Annotated in this window: 17 protein-coding genes and 1 pseudogene; 1 reads left to right on the top strand and 17 read right to left on the bottom strand. The window is 35.0% G+C overall.

The genetic code is table 11. The features are described from left to right. Positions 1-54: 54 nt before the first annotated feature. The 15 genes and pseudogenes from rsmI to U5B17_RS07110 all read right to left on the bottom strand — a co-directional run bounded on the left by rsmI (position 55) and on the right by U5B17_RS07110 (position 9,101). Entirely contained in the window at positions 55-876 is an 822-nt protein-coding gene (gene rsmI / locus U5B17_RS07180) for a 16S rRNA (cytidine(1402)-2'-O)-methyltransferase (RefSeq protein ID WP_430804668.1), read from the bottom strand. Between the two features lie 3 nt (positions 877-879). Further along, positions 880-1,080, bottom strand: a complete 201-nt coding sequence (rpmE, locus tag U5B17_RS07175; RefSeq protein WP_430804667.1) for a 50S ribosomal protein L31 — start codon at positions 1,078-1,080, stop codon at positions 880-882. An 85-nt stretch (positions 1,081-1,165) separates the two neighbouring features. Beyond that, on the bottom strand, positions 1,166-1,819 hold the full coding sequence (locus U5B17_RS07170) for a 16S rRNA (uracil(1498)-N(3))-methyltransferase (RefSeq protein WP_430804666.1): 654 nt from the start codon (positions 1,817-1,819) through the stop codon (positions 1,166-1,168). Beyond that, positions 1,816-2,220 (bottom strand): hypothetical protein, encoded by a 405-nt coding sequence (locus tag U5B17_RS07165; RefSeq protein ID WP_430804665.1) that lies wholly within the window; start codon positions 2,218-2,220, stop codon positions 1,816-1,818. Before U5B17_RS07165 ends, U5B17_RS07170 begins: the two co-directional genes overlap by 4 nt. Beyond that, positions 2,217-2,405 carry a hypothetical protein gene (locus tag U5B17_RS07160; RefSeq protein ID WP_430804664.1) on the bottom strand — a complete coding sequence of 63 codons (189 nt, stop codon included), beginning with the start codon at positions 2,403-2,405 and terminating at the stop codon, positions 2,217-2,219. The genes U5B17_RS07165 and U5B17_RS07160 overlap by 4 nt, the downstream gene beginning before the upstream one ends. 1 nt (position 2,406) lies before the next feature. Continuing rightward, positions 2,407-2,988, bottom strand: a complete 582-nt coding sequence (locus U5B17_RS07155) for a 6-pyruvoyl trahydropterin synthase family protein (protein WP_430804663.1) — start codon at positions 2,986-2,988, stop codon at positions 2,407-2,409. Further along, a complete protein-coding gene (locus U5B17_RS07150) occupies positions 2,985-3,731 on the bottom strand; it encodes a 7-carboxy-7-deazaguanine synthase QueE (RefSeq protein ID WP_430804662.1) in 747 nt (248 codons plus the stop codon). The genes U5B17_RS07155 and U5B17_RS07150 overlap by 4 nt, the downstream gene beginning before the upstream one ends. Further along, complete coding sequence (gene moaA / locus U5B17_RS07145; protein ID WP_430804661.1) at positions 3,731-4,699, bottom strand: GTP 3',8-cyclase MoaA; 969 nt, start codon at positions 4,697-4,699, stop codon at positions 3,731-3,733. The genes U5B17_RS07150 and moaA overlap by 1 nt, the downstream gene beginning before the upstream one ends. Before the next feature lie 185 nt (positions 4,700-4,884). Further along, positions 4,885-5,031, bottom strand: coding sequence for a hypothetical protein (locus U5B17_RS07140; RefSeq protein WP_430804660.1), 147 nt, complete (start codon positions 5,029-5,031; stop codon positions 4,885-4,887). Then, positions 5,028-5,174 (bottom strand): hypothetical protein, encoded by a 147-nt coding sequence (locus U5B17_RS07135; RefSeq protein WP_430804659.1) that lies wholly within the window; start codon positions 5,172-5,174, stop codon positions 5,028-5,030. Before U5B17_RS07135 ends, U5B17_RS07140 begins: the two co-directional genes overlap by 4 nt. A gap of 96 nt (positions 5,175-5,270) precedes the next feature. Beyond that, entirely contained in the window at positions 5,271-5,921 is a 651-nt protein-coding gene (locus U5B17_RS07130; RefSeq protein WP_430804658.1) for a histidine kinase dimerization/phospho-acceptor domain-containing protein, read from the bottom strand. A gap of 57 nt (positions 5,922-5,978) precedes the next feature. Then, positions 5,979-6,637, bottom strand: a pseudogene (locus U5B17_RS07125) (response regulator transcription factor). Then, positions 6,637-6,825 carry a hypothetical protein gene (locus U5B17_RS07120; RefSeq protein WP_430804657.1) on the bottom strand — a complete coding sequence of 63 codons (189 nt, stop codon included), beginning with the start codon at positions 6,823-6,825 and terminating at the stop codon, positions 6,637-6,639. The pseudogene U5B17_RS07125 and the gene U5B17_RS07120 overlap by 1 nt, the downstream one beginning before the upstream one ends. Positions 6,826-6,913: 88 nt before the next feature. Beyond that, entirely contained in the window at positions 6,914-7,597 is a 684-nt protein-coding gene (locus U5B17_RS07115) for a response regulator transcription factor (protein WP_430804656.1), read from the bottom strand. Then, positions 7,566-9,101 carry a sensor histidine kinase gene (locus U5B17_RS07110; protein ID WP_430804655.1) on the bottom strand — a complete coding sequence of 512 codons (1,536 nt, stop codon included), beginning with the start codon at positions 9,099-9,101 and terminating at the stop codon, positions 7,566-7,568. The genes U5B17_RS07115 and U5B17_RS07110 overlap by 32 nt, the downstream gene beginning before the upstream one ends. A gap of 270 nt (positions 9,102-9,371) precedes the next feature. Here U5B17_RS07110 and U5B17_RS07105 point away from each other — a divergent pair, with 270 nt between their 5' ends. Further along, the gene (locus U5B17_RS07105; protein ID WP_430804654.1) at positions 9,372-11,219 is read left to right on the top strand and encodes an aryl-sulfate sulfotransferase; all 1,848 of its coding nucleotides are present in this window, start codon (positions 9,372-9,374) and stop codon (positions 11,217-11,219) included. 41 nt (positions 11,220-11,260) lie between these two features. Here U5B17_RS07105 and U5B17_RS07100 read toward each other — a convergent pair whose 3' ends face one another. Continuing rightward, positions 11,261-11,944, bottom strand: coding sequence for a response regulator transcription factor (locus U5B17_RS07100; RefSeq protein ID WP_430804653.1), 684 nt, complete (start codon positions 11,942-11,944; stop codon positions 11,261-11,263). A gap of 14 nt (positions 11,945-11,958) precedes the next feature. Beyond that, a partial coding sequence (locus U5B17_RS07095; protein ID WP_430804652.1) for a sensor histidine kinase occupies positions 11,959-13,578 on the bottom strand: 1,620 nt, incomplete at its 5' end.

Here is a 13,578-nt window from a genome sequence, read left to right as displayed (position 1 = left end):
AAATCAAGTAAAAATTTACTTATTTTTTATAAAAATTTTATATTATGTGTAGTTTTAGAATTTTTGTGAGATTAAATTTTCATAGATTTTTTTGGCGTTTTCACCGCTAATCTTTGCAAGTAGTTTTGCTTTGATTTTTGGGGCGATATCAAGCTCTTTTATATCGTTAATGCCAATGGTTTCAGTTGATACATTTTTGCTTTTATCAACCACTACACACCACTCGCCATTTAAATTTGCGCAAGATAAAATTTCAACCATTTTTTTAGCACTTGCTCTAAATTTTGTTTCAAATTTTTTTGTTGCCTCTTTTATTAAAAAGATCTCTCTATTTTCATCAAGTTTTTTAATACTTTCAACAAGGGCTAAAATTCGCTTTGGACTCTCATAAATTATAGCTGGATATGCCAAGTTTAAAGCATTTTGGATAGCTTGAGCACGCTCTTTACCAGTGTTTGGTAAAAATCCCAAAAATATAAACTCCTTATTAACCAATCCACTTGCAACCAGTGCAAGAAGCGAGGCAGATGAGCCAGAAAGAACTTCATATTTTATATCATTTTGCTGAGCATAACGAACAAGAGAAATACCGGGATCGCTAATGCCTGGCATACCAGCATCACTAACAAAAGCAACATCTTTATCAAAAATTTTAATATCTAAATTTTCAAAAAAATCCTGCTCATTATGAGTGTGTAAAGAGTAGAAATTTTGGATATTAATGCCCGCATCAAATCGGTCATTTAGCAGATTTATAAGCGATTTTGAAAGTCTAGTATCTTCGCAAATGATACTCTCGCAACCACGCAAAACATCAAGTGCGTGGAGCGAAATATCTTTTAAATTTCCTATCGGAGTAGGAACAAAATAGATCAAGGCTTATTTTAGAGCGTATTTTTTCTTAAATTTCTCTACGCGACCAGCACTATCAACTATCTTCTCGCTACCTGTAAAAAATGGATGGCATTCAGAGCAGATGTCAATTCTAATCTCGCTTTTGTTTGACTTTGTCTTAAAAGTATTGCCACAAGCACAAGTCACAGTAGCTTCAACATAGCTAGGATGGATCTCTTTTTTCATAATTTTCCCTTTAAAAATCTTTAAATTTTGTAATCTTTAAGTTTAAGTAAGCCGTGATTATACAAAAAGTTGTTTGAATTTAAGCTTAGAAAACTAGCTTAGCAGCCGTTGCGATTATAGCTGTTTGCGAGCGCAATATATCCTTGCTCATTGGAGCGTAAGAAGAGCTAAATTTTGCTACCTCATCGGCACTAAAGCCACCTTCTGGACCAATAAAAAGAAGTTCATTTTTATAGCTTTCAAAGCTTTTTCCGCCAAAATTTACAAGTGCAACATCCTTATAGACTGCCAAAAAATCATCCAAAGTTTTAAAAATCTCAAACTCTATCAAGCTCTCTCTGCCAGACTGCTCACAAGAAAGCGCACAGATACGCTCAAAACGCTCCATATCAATCTTAAAATTTGCCTGAGAAAATTTTGTATAAACAAATATAATCTTACCGACCCCAAGCTCACTTAGAAATGGCAAAGTTTTTTCGATGATTTTTGGATCAACCACCGCCCAAGCAAGTGCCAATGGATAAGTTTTTGTTTCATTTATTGAGCTAAAAACAAGCTCTAAAGTAGCGCTCCTACGCCCAAAAGAGATAATCTCATACAAATACGCCTTTTTATCTTTTAAATTTCTTAACTCAAGCCTTTGTCCAATCTGCAAGCGTCTAGCCTTAAGGTGCAAAAATGGCTCATTCACAAGCTCTAGAAGCTCCTTGCCAGCGTCTGGCTCAAATAAAAATTTCATACAAATCCTACCACCAAAACAAGCAAAATGCTAATAACTATGCTTTTTAAGGCAAATTTACGATAATCTGTAAAATTTTGGCTAGGTATACAACGCTTTAGGCGTTTAAAAGAGACAGCACTTAGTCCAATAAGAGCAACTGAGCACAAAATCATACTCACAACATGTAAACTAGGTACAAAGCTAAAGACTGAAAGTAGTAAAAACCCAGTAAAAATAATCGCCGCTAAAAAGCTATGATATATCGGTAAAAAGTATCGTATACGCAACGCATAAGCCTTATTTTGCGCCCCAAAAAAGGTGAGCCCAAGCCAAACTAACAAAAGTAACAAAATGCCATGCATAAAGCCTTTGTGATATGGCAAAGTATATGTAAAAAGTGATACTAATGACTCGTTCACGGTGCCTCCACTACCGGCTCTGGCGGTAAATTTTCATCTATTGTAATATTTGTTTCGCTTTGTGAGATATTAACATCGGCTGGAATTTCTTCGGTTTGTTTTTGCACTTCTTGAACATTTGTATCATCATTAGAACAGCCCCAAAATAGTATGAATGCACAAAATAAGGCTAAAATTTTACCCATTTTAAACATCCTTTTCATTTATAATAGCTTGTTTTTTCTTTATTTTTTCAAAAAGCTCTTTATCTTCCCACTCATCGATAATCGCTTGCGAAAAGATAATCTCGTCTAGCTTTATCTCACCCATTTGTTTATTATAAGCGTCTTCTTGAAAGCACTGAGCATATCCAGTGTCTGTTTCATGTACGATAACACTATGGATTTTGACATCTTTTTCGCCATTTTGCATAATAGAAATTTTTAAAAGCTCATCGATGATGACAAAAAATATCCGACAAAACTGCTCTGCGGATGGATTTTGCGGCACTTCTATCCAACGCTGAGAGTGGCGTTTTAGATCGTTTTTGTATCCCTCGTCATCACCCGAAAATATCGTGGTAGCATGATCAAAACTATCGATGATCGTTTTGATATTTTTTTTCATTAAACCAAAGTCATAAACCATACCAGCGTTATCTAAAAAATTTGAGCTAAGCAAAACCTCAGCCCTATAACTGTGCCCATGTATGCTTGTTCTGCAGCGTTTTGAACTACAAAACCGCACTATATGAGCATTTTCAAATTTAAACATTTTTCTGATTATCATACGCCCTCTTTTTTATCCCAAATCCTAACATGGATGCGCTCTGAGTAGTTAAAGCCCTGTTTTACGGCAAAATCTACAACATTGCTAGCATTTTTTTCCAGCTCTTGTTTGCTTGAGCCCATTGGCATACACCAAACTTCATTATCACAAATGGCTAAAATTTCATCTATCTGCGCCTTTTCGCTCTCGTCACCTAAAAGTACAAATTTATAAAAGCTATCTTTTGCGTGCATTTTTATAGCTTTTAAAGCATCTTCATTTATGCGTTTTTGCCTGCTTTCACCGCTATTGTCGAGCTTTACACTAATGGCAAAATGGCACTTTTTATAAATCGGAAATTTTGCAAAATCAACCAAGATTGTCCCATTTGTTTCAAAATGCACCTCATTTGATAGCAAAATTTGTTCCAAAAATTCCAAAAATATCGGCTCTTTATGGTGCAAAAGTGGCTCTCCGCCAGTTATGACAACGATGGGTTTTTGGGCTAAATTTGCACTCAATTTTTGCACCAACGCCACAAGCTCGCTAGCGCTTTTTACTTTTGGAGTATCAAAGTGGCTAAAAACCGCACGAATCGTATCGCAACCAGTTAAAATTTCGCCAGTTTTTGGTGAAATTGCACTAACGCCAAAGCCACTACAACGCAGATTGCACCCAAAAAATCGCAAAAAAATAGCAAGCCTGCCTTGATATTTGCCCTCGCCCTGAATGCTTAAAAAGCTCTCAACTAGCCTAAGCGCCATCAACCGCCTGTCTGATAAAACGCACGAGTTGAGATCTCACTTTGCTCGCCGATCTCCCACTTGTTTTTCTCTGGTTTATTTGCCAAAACTTTACGTAAAATTTCACTCGCAGCTACGATGTCGCCACGCTGAACAGCCTCTTTGATACTCATGGCATCTTCAAAGTAAAGACAAGGTATCAAAAAACCCTCAGCGGTTAGGCGTATGCGATTGCAACTTTCGCAAAAGTCGTGTTTGTGCGGATCGATGATGCCAAATGTGTAGCCATCATCGAGCTTAAACAGCGATGCTGGAGCACTTGGTAACTTCTCAGCCTGAGTGATATTGTATTTTTCGCCGATGATCTTTAAAATTTCAGGTGCTTTTAGCCCCTTTAGATCGTCCTTGGCGTGCGTGTTTTCCATATATTCGATATAGCGAATTTGGCTTTTATTTGCGCGCGCAAACTCAAGCAAGCTTACTATCTCATCGTCATTTACTCCCTTAAGCGCAACCGTGTTTAGCTTTACTTTTAGCCCTGCCTCAAGCGCCGCGTCAAAACCAGCTAAAACTTCGTGTAAAACGCCTTTTTGAGCGATAAATTCAGCCTTTTTACTATCAAGCGTATCAAGCGACATATTTATACGCTTTAGTCCAGCCTCTTTTAGCCGTTTTGCAAAGTGGCGCAGCATAAAGCCATTTGTCGTGATCGCAAGGTCAATGTCGGGCTTATACTCGCTTATCATGCCGATAAATTTATCAAGATCTTTACGCACTAGTGGCTCTCCACCGGTAATGCGAATCTTTTTTACACCCTCATCGATGGCGACTTTGATAAACAAAAATAGCTCTTCAAAGCTTAGCAAATTCTCCTTTGGAGTCCAGTTAAACGGCGTTGTTGGCATGCAGTAACGACAGCGAAAATTGCACCGCTGTGTAACTGAAATCCGCAAATAATCAACAACCCTGCCGTATCCGTCTATTAGCATCATTTTCCCCTATTTTGCACTTTTGCGCAAAAATTATAGCAACATTATATGTTAAATTTTTTAAATTTAAATAAAACTACCCATATTAAATTTTATATTTTAAATATGATTTTTTACTATTGGCATTTTTGGTTTTTGTTAAGTGTATTATAAATTTACTTCCAGCTTAGCATAAATGTAGTATCTTAGTTTGGCGAGCTTTTACACTGTATGTTTATGTTGTTGTTTTTACAACACTCTTTTACGACACTTAGCCCTATGCCAAATCCGCCTTGATTTGCGTTAAATCTCGTGTGCCTATCAAAAATTTTAGATATTTGCTCCTTGCTCATGCCTTCGCCCGAGTTTGTAGTTTTATCTTTATATCTCCGCCTTTGTTTGTATATTTTATGGCGCTTATTAGTAGGTTATATACTATGCGTATAAGCTCTGGTTCACTAGCTTTTATTGTAGCATTTTGTAAATTTTTACTCACATTTAAAGCTCTTTTTTCGAAAAAATTCCAAAATACTCTATATGCTCATTAAGTAGCGTTTTAAAGTCTATCATTATGCTTTTTCGCATGCTTGGCTTAAAATCTTAGATAAAGCAGGTCTTCACAGATATTATGCAGGCTTTTTGCGGCTAAATTTATATTGTTTACACGGTTTAGGTTGCACTTATTTAGACTTGATTTATCCATCGTTTCGGTACTCATAAGCACTATGCTAAGCGGGGTATTTATCTCATGTGTTGCATCTTTTATGAAGTTATTTAGTGCTTTTATCTTTTCATAAAGTGGCTTTAAAGCAAGCCTTGTCAGCACAAACGCAACTGCAAGCATAGCTAATAAAATGGCTAAAATTTCACCGAAAATTTTAGCTTTTAACGCAAAAAGTTCGCTTTTTATATCTTTGCCAAGGATTATGATCCTAGCCTTAGCAAGCTCGCTAGTTTCACCTTGCATATTTTGTATATTTTCATAAATTCCTACCCTATCATTACTTAAAAATATACTCTCTTTTGGTAGATCACAAGTTCCATTTTGATAAAGTGCTTGGTTATTTTCAGAGATTATGCAAAGATTTACGCCTTTTTGCGATGCATAAATTTCAACATCTTCAAAGCTATTAACGGTGGCTTTCATATACACGCCCATTTTTATCTCTTTTAAATTTTTAACCTCTTCGCTGATAATCATCTGCTTTTTATTTGAGTACTCATCATTAAAAAAATAAGCCAAAAACAAAAATATGCTAACAAAATAAACCGATAAAATTTTAAATATTACAGCATTTTTTCAGATATATAAATAGCCGTCTCCTCGCTTGTTTATGATACTTTCTTTGCCTAAAATTTTGCGTAAATTTTTTATATATACGCGCAAACTAAGCTCACTAGGCTCTTCGTCATAGTCATATATGTGGTTTAAAATTTCATTTTTGCTTAGAAGCTTGTTTTTATTTTGTAAAAAATATAGTAAAAGCTTGGTCTCTTTGTTGCAGATATTTACATTTTCATCATCTTTTTTAAGGGTTTTGCTTTGCGGATAAAACTTATACCCGTTGCCTATGTCTATAAACTCATCATTTGTATGCAAAAAAGTGCGTTTTGTTAATGTTTTTATATGAAGCAAAAGCTCTTTTAGCTCGTATGGTTTTTTAGATAATCATCACAATCGCTCTCATATCCGCACTCAACATCATCAAGAGTGTTTAGCGAGGTTGTAAAGATAGCCAGCGTACTGACACCGGCTGTTCTTAGGGTTTTTAGTAAAGAAAACCCATCGCCTTTTGGTAGTTTTACATCTATGATAAAAAGGTCAAATTTTTGCTCATATGCTAGATCTAAGGCACTATTTACATCGGTTGCAGTGCTTATGTCATAGCCATTTTCGCTAAGATACTCTTGCGTAAGTTCCAGCAGTATCTCATCATCTTCTATGAGTAAAATTTTCACTACATAGCCTTTTTCATTTCGCCTTTCATCTCGTCTTTTTTCATTTCCTCTTTTTTCATGCCCATATCGTTTTGTATCATATCCATCTTCTCTTTCATCTGGGTTTTCATCTCGCCCTTAGACATATCAGCAAAAGCAACTCCACTCATAACCAAAGCACCAAGTGCTACTAAAACGATCTTTTTCATTTTTTCTCCTTTAAAAAGTTTTGTAGCATTATAGCAACGAAGTATAAAATTGGTGTGAAAATTTTAGTAAAATTTATGTTTGGCTTGATTAATCACCAATGTTTAACATATATCCAGCATCTTGTATATTTTTGATGCTTATACCAAGCTCATTTTTAAGCCTTGATATGCTTTTTTGTATGGTGCTTTTACTGACTGGTTCATTTTCATAAACGAACTCTTCAATCATCCCATATGTTATGATATTTGAAGCATTGTACACAAACAACCAGAAAAGTTTATTTTGCAAAAAAGTTAGATATATCTCATTTGTGCCTTTAAAAATTTTCTCTTTTTTTAGGTCTGCGTATATGTTATTGCCTAAATTTATAAAATTTTCCTCATTTTTGTATGTTAAAACTATGAGTGCTTGGCGCAACTGATTTATGTCAATAGGCTTTTTAAAAAAGAGTGTAGCCCCAGCCTTGACACTTTTTAAAAGATTATTGTCAGTATCATAACTTGTAAAGACGATAAATTTTTGATGGGGCTTTATCTTATGAATATCTTTCATCATATCAAAGCCATTCATAAGTGGCATGTGTATATCTGTTAGGATGATATCTGGGTTTATTTTATTAAACTTTTCAACGCCATCTACTCCATCATTTGCAAGACAAACTTGCTTACAATAAGGCTCGAGTCCATCATATATGGCTTGTCTTGCCATATCATCATCTTCAACGACTAAAACAGAAATTTCACAGAGTAGCTTTAAGCTCACACTTATCATCTTTTGCCCCTAAATTACTATCAAATTCCAAACAAAAACAGGTTGGATTTTTATCATTTTTTAGAAAAATATCTCCGTTTATCTTTTGCCTTGCAAGTTTTTTGCCAAAGTAAAGCCCTATACCGTTACCAAGCTTTTTAGTGGTTTTTGGCGTATCAAAAATTTTATCTAGTACATGCTTGCTTAGTCCATTGCCATTATCAATAACATAAATTTGACATTTATTTTCTTTAAATTTTACATCTATATCGATAATCCTAAGCTTTTTATCATCTTTAAATTTTTCTAACAATGCATCTTTTGCATTATGAAGCAGTATGAGTAAAATTTGCTGAATTATATTTTGTATCTGCATAATCTCTTTATCATCAAAATCTTTTAAATTTACCCTAATGCTTGCAGCACTAAGCTCTGTGTGCATAAGTGCCAGTAGGTTTTTAATGCACTGTTTTATGCTAAATTTTTCTATATTTTCACTTGTTTTATAAAAATTTCTAAAAATTTCAATCGTATCACTTAGAAGCGATATAGATCTATTTTGGTTTTCAAGCATTGCTTGCAGTTTTTCATAACTTAGCTTGTTGTCATTTTTAAGCGAAATCAAGGTTGAGTTTATAAGTCTTAGCGAATTTACAGGCTGGATAAACTGATGATTTATCCCGCTTATAAGCTCGCCTATCTCACTCATACGAGCTTTGTGTGCCAAGATAAGCTCATACTCTTCTTTTCGCTTGTTTATTTTTTTATATGCGATGTTATGAAGTAAATTTATAAAAAGAGTAAGAAGTAAAAATCCGCCAAGTAGCGAAAATGCACTCTTTGCCATATCGCCAAGCAAGGCATTTGCCTCTTGTTTATTGTCAGTTCCTGCACCGATAAACCAACTAAGATATTCTATCTCAGAAATCGCTATAAAATTTGAACCGATATTAAGTTCATTTTTTACACTATCTTTTAAAAACATATCATTTAATTTTGTTTGAATCCGCGTTTTTAGCTTTTCATTGCTAAAAGGAGTTAAAATTTTGCCATCATTTTTGGCGATAAAGATATACGAATTTGATGGGATTTTAAAATTTTTCATCTTTTCAAAAATGGCATTTATCTTAACTATGCCACACAAAACGGCTTTAAATTCTCCATTATAAAAATTTGGCACACAAAAATTTAGCGTTTCTTGACCTAAAACATAATGTTTTGGCATAAAATTTACAGTTGGTTTTTTAAGCATTTTTGTTTCTGCATACCAAAGCAGTCCCTCTCTGATTGTAGTAGAGTTACCGCGTGGAATTTTATGTCCGCCAGCCCAAATATCCTCATTTTCAGACTGAAGCTGAATAAGGTCAAATTCTGGCGAGTTAGCCGCAAATACATTTAAAAAGTTATTTATATTTTCCTCATTTTCAAGCATATTTGAATACTCTATATACTTTGAAGCTCGCTCAAGCATGCTTATACGCTCACCAAACCATGCATGAAATGCACCCAAAATGTTTTGACTCATGATAACTTTTGTCTTATTTGAAAGTGCATTTATACGCTCTTTTGAATCCTCATAAACACTAATGCCAAGTAAAATAACAAAAATTGTTGCTAAAAATATAAGAATATAGTTTTTTGTATTTGTATTTATATTTTTAAAAATTTTAAAGCCTTTTTCTTAAGATAATGAGTATTATATATAAGTTAAGCTTTTTTTAATTTTAATGTCAATATTTAGTCAAAAAATTTCTTATGATTACACAAATTAAAATTTTTCTTAGGAGGAAAAACCATGAATAAATTTCTAAGTTCAGCACTTGTTGCTGGTTTGCTTATCTCTGGTAGTGTCTCTTACTCCCTAGCTGCTGGTGGCGCTAGTGGACCAAAGACATTTAACGCTGTTGGCAAAATAGGTGCTGTTGTCATGAATCCTTATGGCGTTGCTCCATTAACTGCTATCATAAACAATGGTGGTTATGGCCTAGGCGATATAAAAGTTACCGTAAAAGGCAAGGGCGAAAAGGGTGTTGATATAATCTATGAGGTATCAGATCAAAAAGCTATGCAGCACGGTGGGATACCGGTTTTTGGTATGTATCCTGATTATGTAAATAAAGTTGAAGTTAGTTATACAAAATTTGCACCAGGCGGCAGAGATAAGTCTGAAAAGATAACCGAAACATACTCTATCTATGCACCACCTATAACAACTTATGGCTCGGGCACAAATCAGAAGAATTTTCTCCCAAAAGCTGAAGTTATAGTGCCTGCAAGTAAAAAAGTAAAAAACAACCTTTACCTTATGAATCACCTAAGCTCAACCATGCCAAACGCAGCACAAGCTGTTTGGAATTTCCCAGCTGGCGGTGCGCTTGAGTGGGATTATGAGAGCGAAATTTGGATGATAGATACAAATGGGGACATTAGGTGGCAGCTTGATGTTAGTAAATTTAGAGATACTTGGGATCTTCGCAAAAAAGGCAATCTTATGGGCTTTGATCAAAGCAAAGATGGCGACATAATATGGGGTCAAGGTCAAACCTATAAAAAATATGACCTTATGGGACGCAAGGTATTTGACAGAATGCTTCCTCGTGGCTATATCGACTTTTCTCATCACCTTGAAGAGACACCAAAAGGAACATATTTGCTTCGCGTAGCAAGCGCTGACACAAAAAGAAAGGACGGTAAAAATGTTCGCACCGTTCGTGATGTCATCGTAGAGCTTGACCGAGATGGTAATGTCATAGATGAGTGGAGACTTTATGAAATTTTAGACCCATATAGAGATGTAAATATACTTGCTATGGATCAAGGTGCGGTATGCTTAAATGTCGATGCAAATAAGGCAGGACAAACAGTATCAAAAGAGGAGCTTGAGGGCGATCGTATGCCTTGGGGTGATGTTACTGGTGTTGGAACAGGACGAAACTGGGCTCATGTAAATAGTGTAAATTATGATCCTTACGATGATAGTATCATCATTAGCTCACGCCATCAAAGTGCGGTCATAAAAATTACACGAAATAAAAAGATAAAATGGATACTTGGTAGTGCTGAAGGTTGGAGCGATGAGTTTAAAAAGTATCTTTTAAAACCAGTCGATAAAGATGGCAAAGAGATAGTTTGTGAGGCTAGCGGATCAAAATGTCCTGGATATCTTGATGCTAAAGGTGGGTTTGATTGGTCTTGGACTCAGCATACCGCCTATGTTATCCCAGAAAAATCAAAAGGTGCGATACGCCATGTAAGCACATTTGACAATGGCGATAGCCGCGGGATGGAACAGCCTGCATTAGTTAGCCAAAAGTATAGCCGTGCGGTTGAATACGAAGTAGATGAGAAAAATATGACTGTTAAACAAGTTTGGGAATTTGGCAAACAAAGAGGTCTTGAGTGGTATAGTCCTATAACCTCTGTGACTGAGTATATGCCAAAAACTGATACTATGATGGTTTATAGCGCAACAGCTGGCATGGGTGATTTGGTAGCATTTAGAAAAGGTCAAGCGCAACTTACCCCGTATCTGTATGAATTTACATATGGAACAGATAAGCCTGAGCTTGAGATAAAAATGGTCGGTGGAAATATCATAGGTTATAGAGCTTTAGTAATAGACCTTGCGCAGTCTTTTAAATAGCTAAATTTAGTCCAGAGCTTCTCTCCTTGCTCTGGACTAGCTCACTCTACCGAAGTTAACATATACCCCGCCTCTGAGATATTTTTTATCTTTATGCCAAGCTCTTTTTTAAGTCGCAAGATAACATTTTGTATAGCACTTTTACTAACGGGTTCATTTTCATAGACATATTCACTTATCATCTCATAACTTACGAGCTTGTTTAGGTTGTAAGCAAATAACCAAAAAAGTTTGTTTTGTAAAAAAGTTAGATAAACTTCATTTCCATTTTTAAAAATTCTCTCTTTTTGCAAATTTATACTTAAATTTTCATCGATTTTAATTAACTTTTCCTCGCTTTTTGCACTAAGGGTTAGTAGCATGGAGCGAAGCACTTGCATATCGATAGGCTTTTTAAGAAACATTGCAGCTCCTGCTTGTATGCTTTTTAGTAAGTTGTTGTCAGTGTCAAAACTTGTAAAGACGATAAATTTTTGATGAGGCTTTATGGCTAGGATATTTTTCATCATCTCAAAGCCATTCATCATAGGCATGTGAATATCTGTGAGTATAACATCTGGGGTATTTTTTGAAAAACTATCCACGCCCTCATATCCATCGCCTGCGACAAAAACAGCCTTGCAGTAAGGCTTTAGCGCATTTTGTATCAAAGTGCGCGCCATAGTATCATCTTCAACGATTAGCACACTTGTATTTGAGAGCAATTTTAGCGTATCAGCTTGCATTTTTATCCTTTAACTTATATCAAATTTTCTAAATTTCTTTGAAAGCTTAGCTCAAAGATAGTTGGGTTTGCCATTTGTTTTAAGGCTATGTCGCCGTTTATTTTTTCATTTGCCAGCTTTTTACCAAAGTAAAGACCTATGCCATTACCCGTTTTTTTCGTAGTTTTTGGTGCGTTAAAGATTTTATCAACCATATCTTTACTAACGCCTATGCCGCCTTCAATGACGCAAATTCTACACTGCATTTCATCGATCTTTGCATTTAAGATGATTTGCCTTTTTGTGATGTCATCAGCATATCTTTCAACAACAGCATCTTTTGCATTATGAATGAGTATAAGCAAAATTTGCTGGATTATATTCTCCTTTTGTCTAAGAAGCACATCATCAAACTCTGTTACGACAACACTTACATTTGCTCGGCTAAGCTCAGTATGCATAAGCATGAGTAGGTTTTTTATGCTTTGCTTTAGGCTAAAGCTATCGATATTTTCGCTAGTTTTATAAAAATTTCTAAATATCTCTATCGTGTCCTTAAGCATTTTTACAGAGCCTTCGCCACTTCGTAAAATTTCACGCAACATTGTTTTGTCCAAATTCCCCTCTTGTTCTAGCATTAAAAGCGATGAGATCATGATATTTAGTGAATTTACAGGCTGAATAAACTGATGATTTATACCTGCTATTAGCTCACCTGTTTCTGCCATTTTAGCTTTATGTTTTAATAAAATTTCATACTCTTCGTTTTTATCTCTAAGCCTTTTATGCATGTAGTTGTGTAAAAAATTTGCAAATAAAATGAGCAAGATAAAAGCACTAAGCAAAGTTAGTGAGTTTTTCTGGGCAAAGGCTAAAATTTCACTCATCTGTCTTGACTCAGACGCACCAACACCGATGTACCAGTTAAGGTCTGGTATCTCAGAAAGCGAGATAAAACTACTATCTATCGTAAAGCCACTTACATCGCTTTGGTTTAAAAACATCTCTTTTGTGCGATATTCTATCTTATTTTTAGTATCTTCATTATCCATTTTGGTTAAAATTTCGCCGTTGTGCGTTAGTAAAAAAGCATAGACATTTTGTGCTAGCTCGAAATTTTTAATGTTTGTAAAAATATCTTCAAGCTTTACAACTCCACAAAGCACAGCCACGACATCTGAGTTTTTATGGTTTGGTACGCAGATATTGATCGTTGGGACTTTTAAGATGGTGTGATTTGGCATATAGTTTATAGTGGAAGCATTTGTTTGAATGGTTTGTATATACCAAAGAAGGTTTGTTCGCTCTGATTTTGGAACGACAGACTCATCTTTATATCGTTCGCCATTTACATAAATTTCGCCATCATTTTTTAAAATCTGAACCATATCAAAATTTTTAGAAACCACGAGCATGGTTTTTAAAATGGAATTTAACTCATTTTCATCGTCTAATAAATACGAGTTTTCTATAATTTTAGAAATTACACTTAGTGCATTTGTACGCTCATTTATCCATGCGTCAAAAGACTTTACGATGTTTTGTGCTGTTGTGATTTTATTAACATCGGATAAATTTACAAGTTGAGTTTTAACTTCATGATAAAATTTCACACCAAACACTAAAAACAACAAGCTAGCTAGGATAATAACAAC

Origin of the sequence: Campylobacter australis, from assembly GCF_050586305.1 — a bacterium.
GTDB lineage: Bacteria > Campylobacterota > Campylobacteria > Campylobacterales > Campylobacteraceae > Campylobacter_A.
The sequence above is the reverse complement of the archived record's forward strand: the minus strand, read 5'-3'. Positions and strand labels throughout refer to the sequence as shown.

Excerpts from the sequence above, each read along its gene's own strand:
- rpmE (WP_430804667.1), bottom strand. The coding sequence starts at position 1,080 with ATGAAAAAAGAGATCCATCCTAGCTATGTTGAAGCTACTGTGACTTGT.
- U5B17_RS07170 (WP_430804666.1), bottom strand. The coding sequence starts at position 1,819 with ATGAAATTTTTATTTGAGCCAGACGCTGGCAAGGAGCTTCTAGAGCTT.
- U5B17_RS07160 (WP_430804664.1), bottom strand. The coding sequence starts at position 2,405 with ATGGGTAAAATTTTAGCCTTATTTTGTGCATTCATACTATTTTGGGGC.
- U5B17_RS07155 (WP_430804663.1), bottom strand. The coding sequence starts at position 2,988 with ATGATAATCAGAAAAATGTTTAAATTTGAAAATGCTCATATAGTGCGG.
- U5B17_RS07150 (WP_430804662.1), bottom strand. The coding sequence starts at position 3,731 with ATGGCGCTTAGGCTAGTTGAGAGCTTTTTAAGCATTCAGGGCGAGGGC.
- moaA (WP_430804661.1), bottom strand. The coding sequence starts at position 4,699 with ATGCTAATAGACGGATACGGCAGGGTTGTTGATTATTTGCGGATTTCA.
- U5B17_RS07140 (WP_430804660.1), bottom strand. The coding sequence starts at position 5,031 with ATGAGCAAGGAGCAAATATCTAAAATTTTTGATAGGCACACGAGATTT.
- U5B17_RS07120 (WP_430804657.1), bottom strand. The coding sequence starts at position 6,825 with ATGAAAAAGATCGTTTTAGTAGCACTTGGTGCTTTGGTTATGAGTGGA.
- U5B17_RS07115 (WP_430804656.1), bottom strand. The coding sequence starts at position 7,597 with ATGATAAGTGTGAGCTTAAAGCTACTCTGTGAAATTTCTGTTTTAGTC.
- U5B17_RS07110 (WP_430804655.1), bottom strand. The coding sequence starts at position 9,101 with ATGAGTCAAAACATTTTGGGTGCATTTCATGCATGGTTTGGTGAGCGT.
- U5B17_RS07105 (WP_430804654.1), top strand. The coding sequence starts at position 9,372 with ATGAATAAATTTCTAAGTTCAGCACTTGTTGCTGGTTTGCTTATCTCT.
- U5B17_RS07100 (WP_430804653.1), bottom strand. The coding sequence starts at position 11,944 with ATGCAAGCTGATACGCTAAAATTGCTCTCAAATACAAGTGTGCTAATC.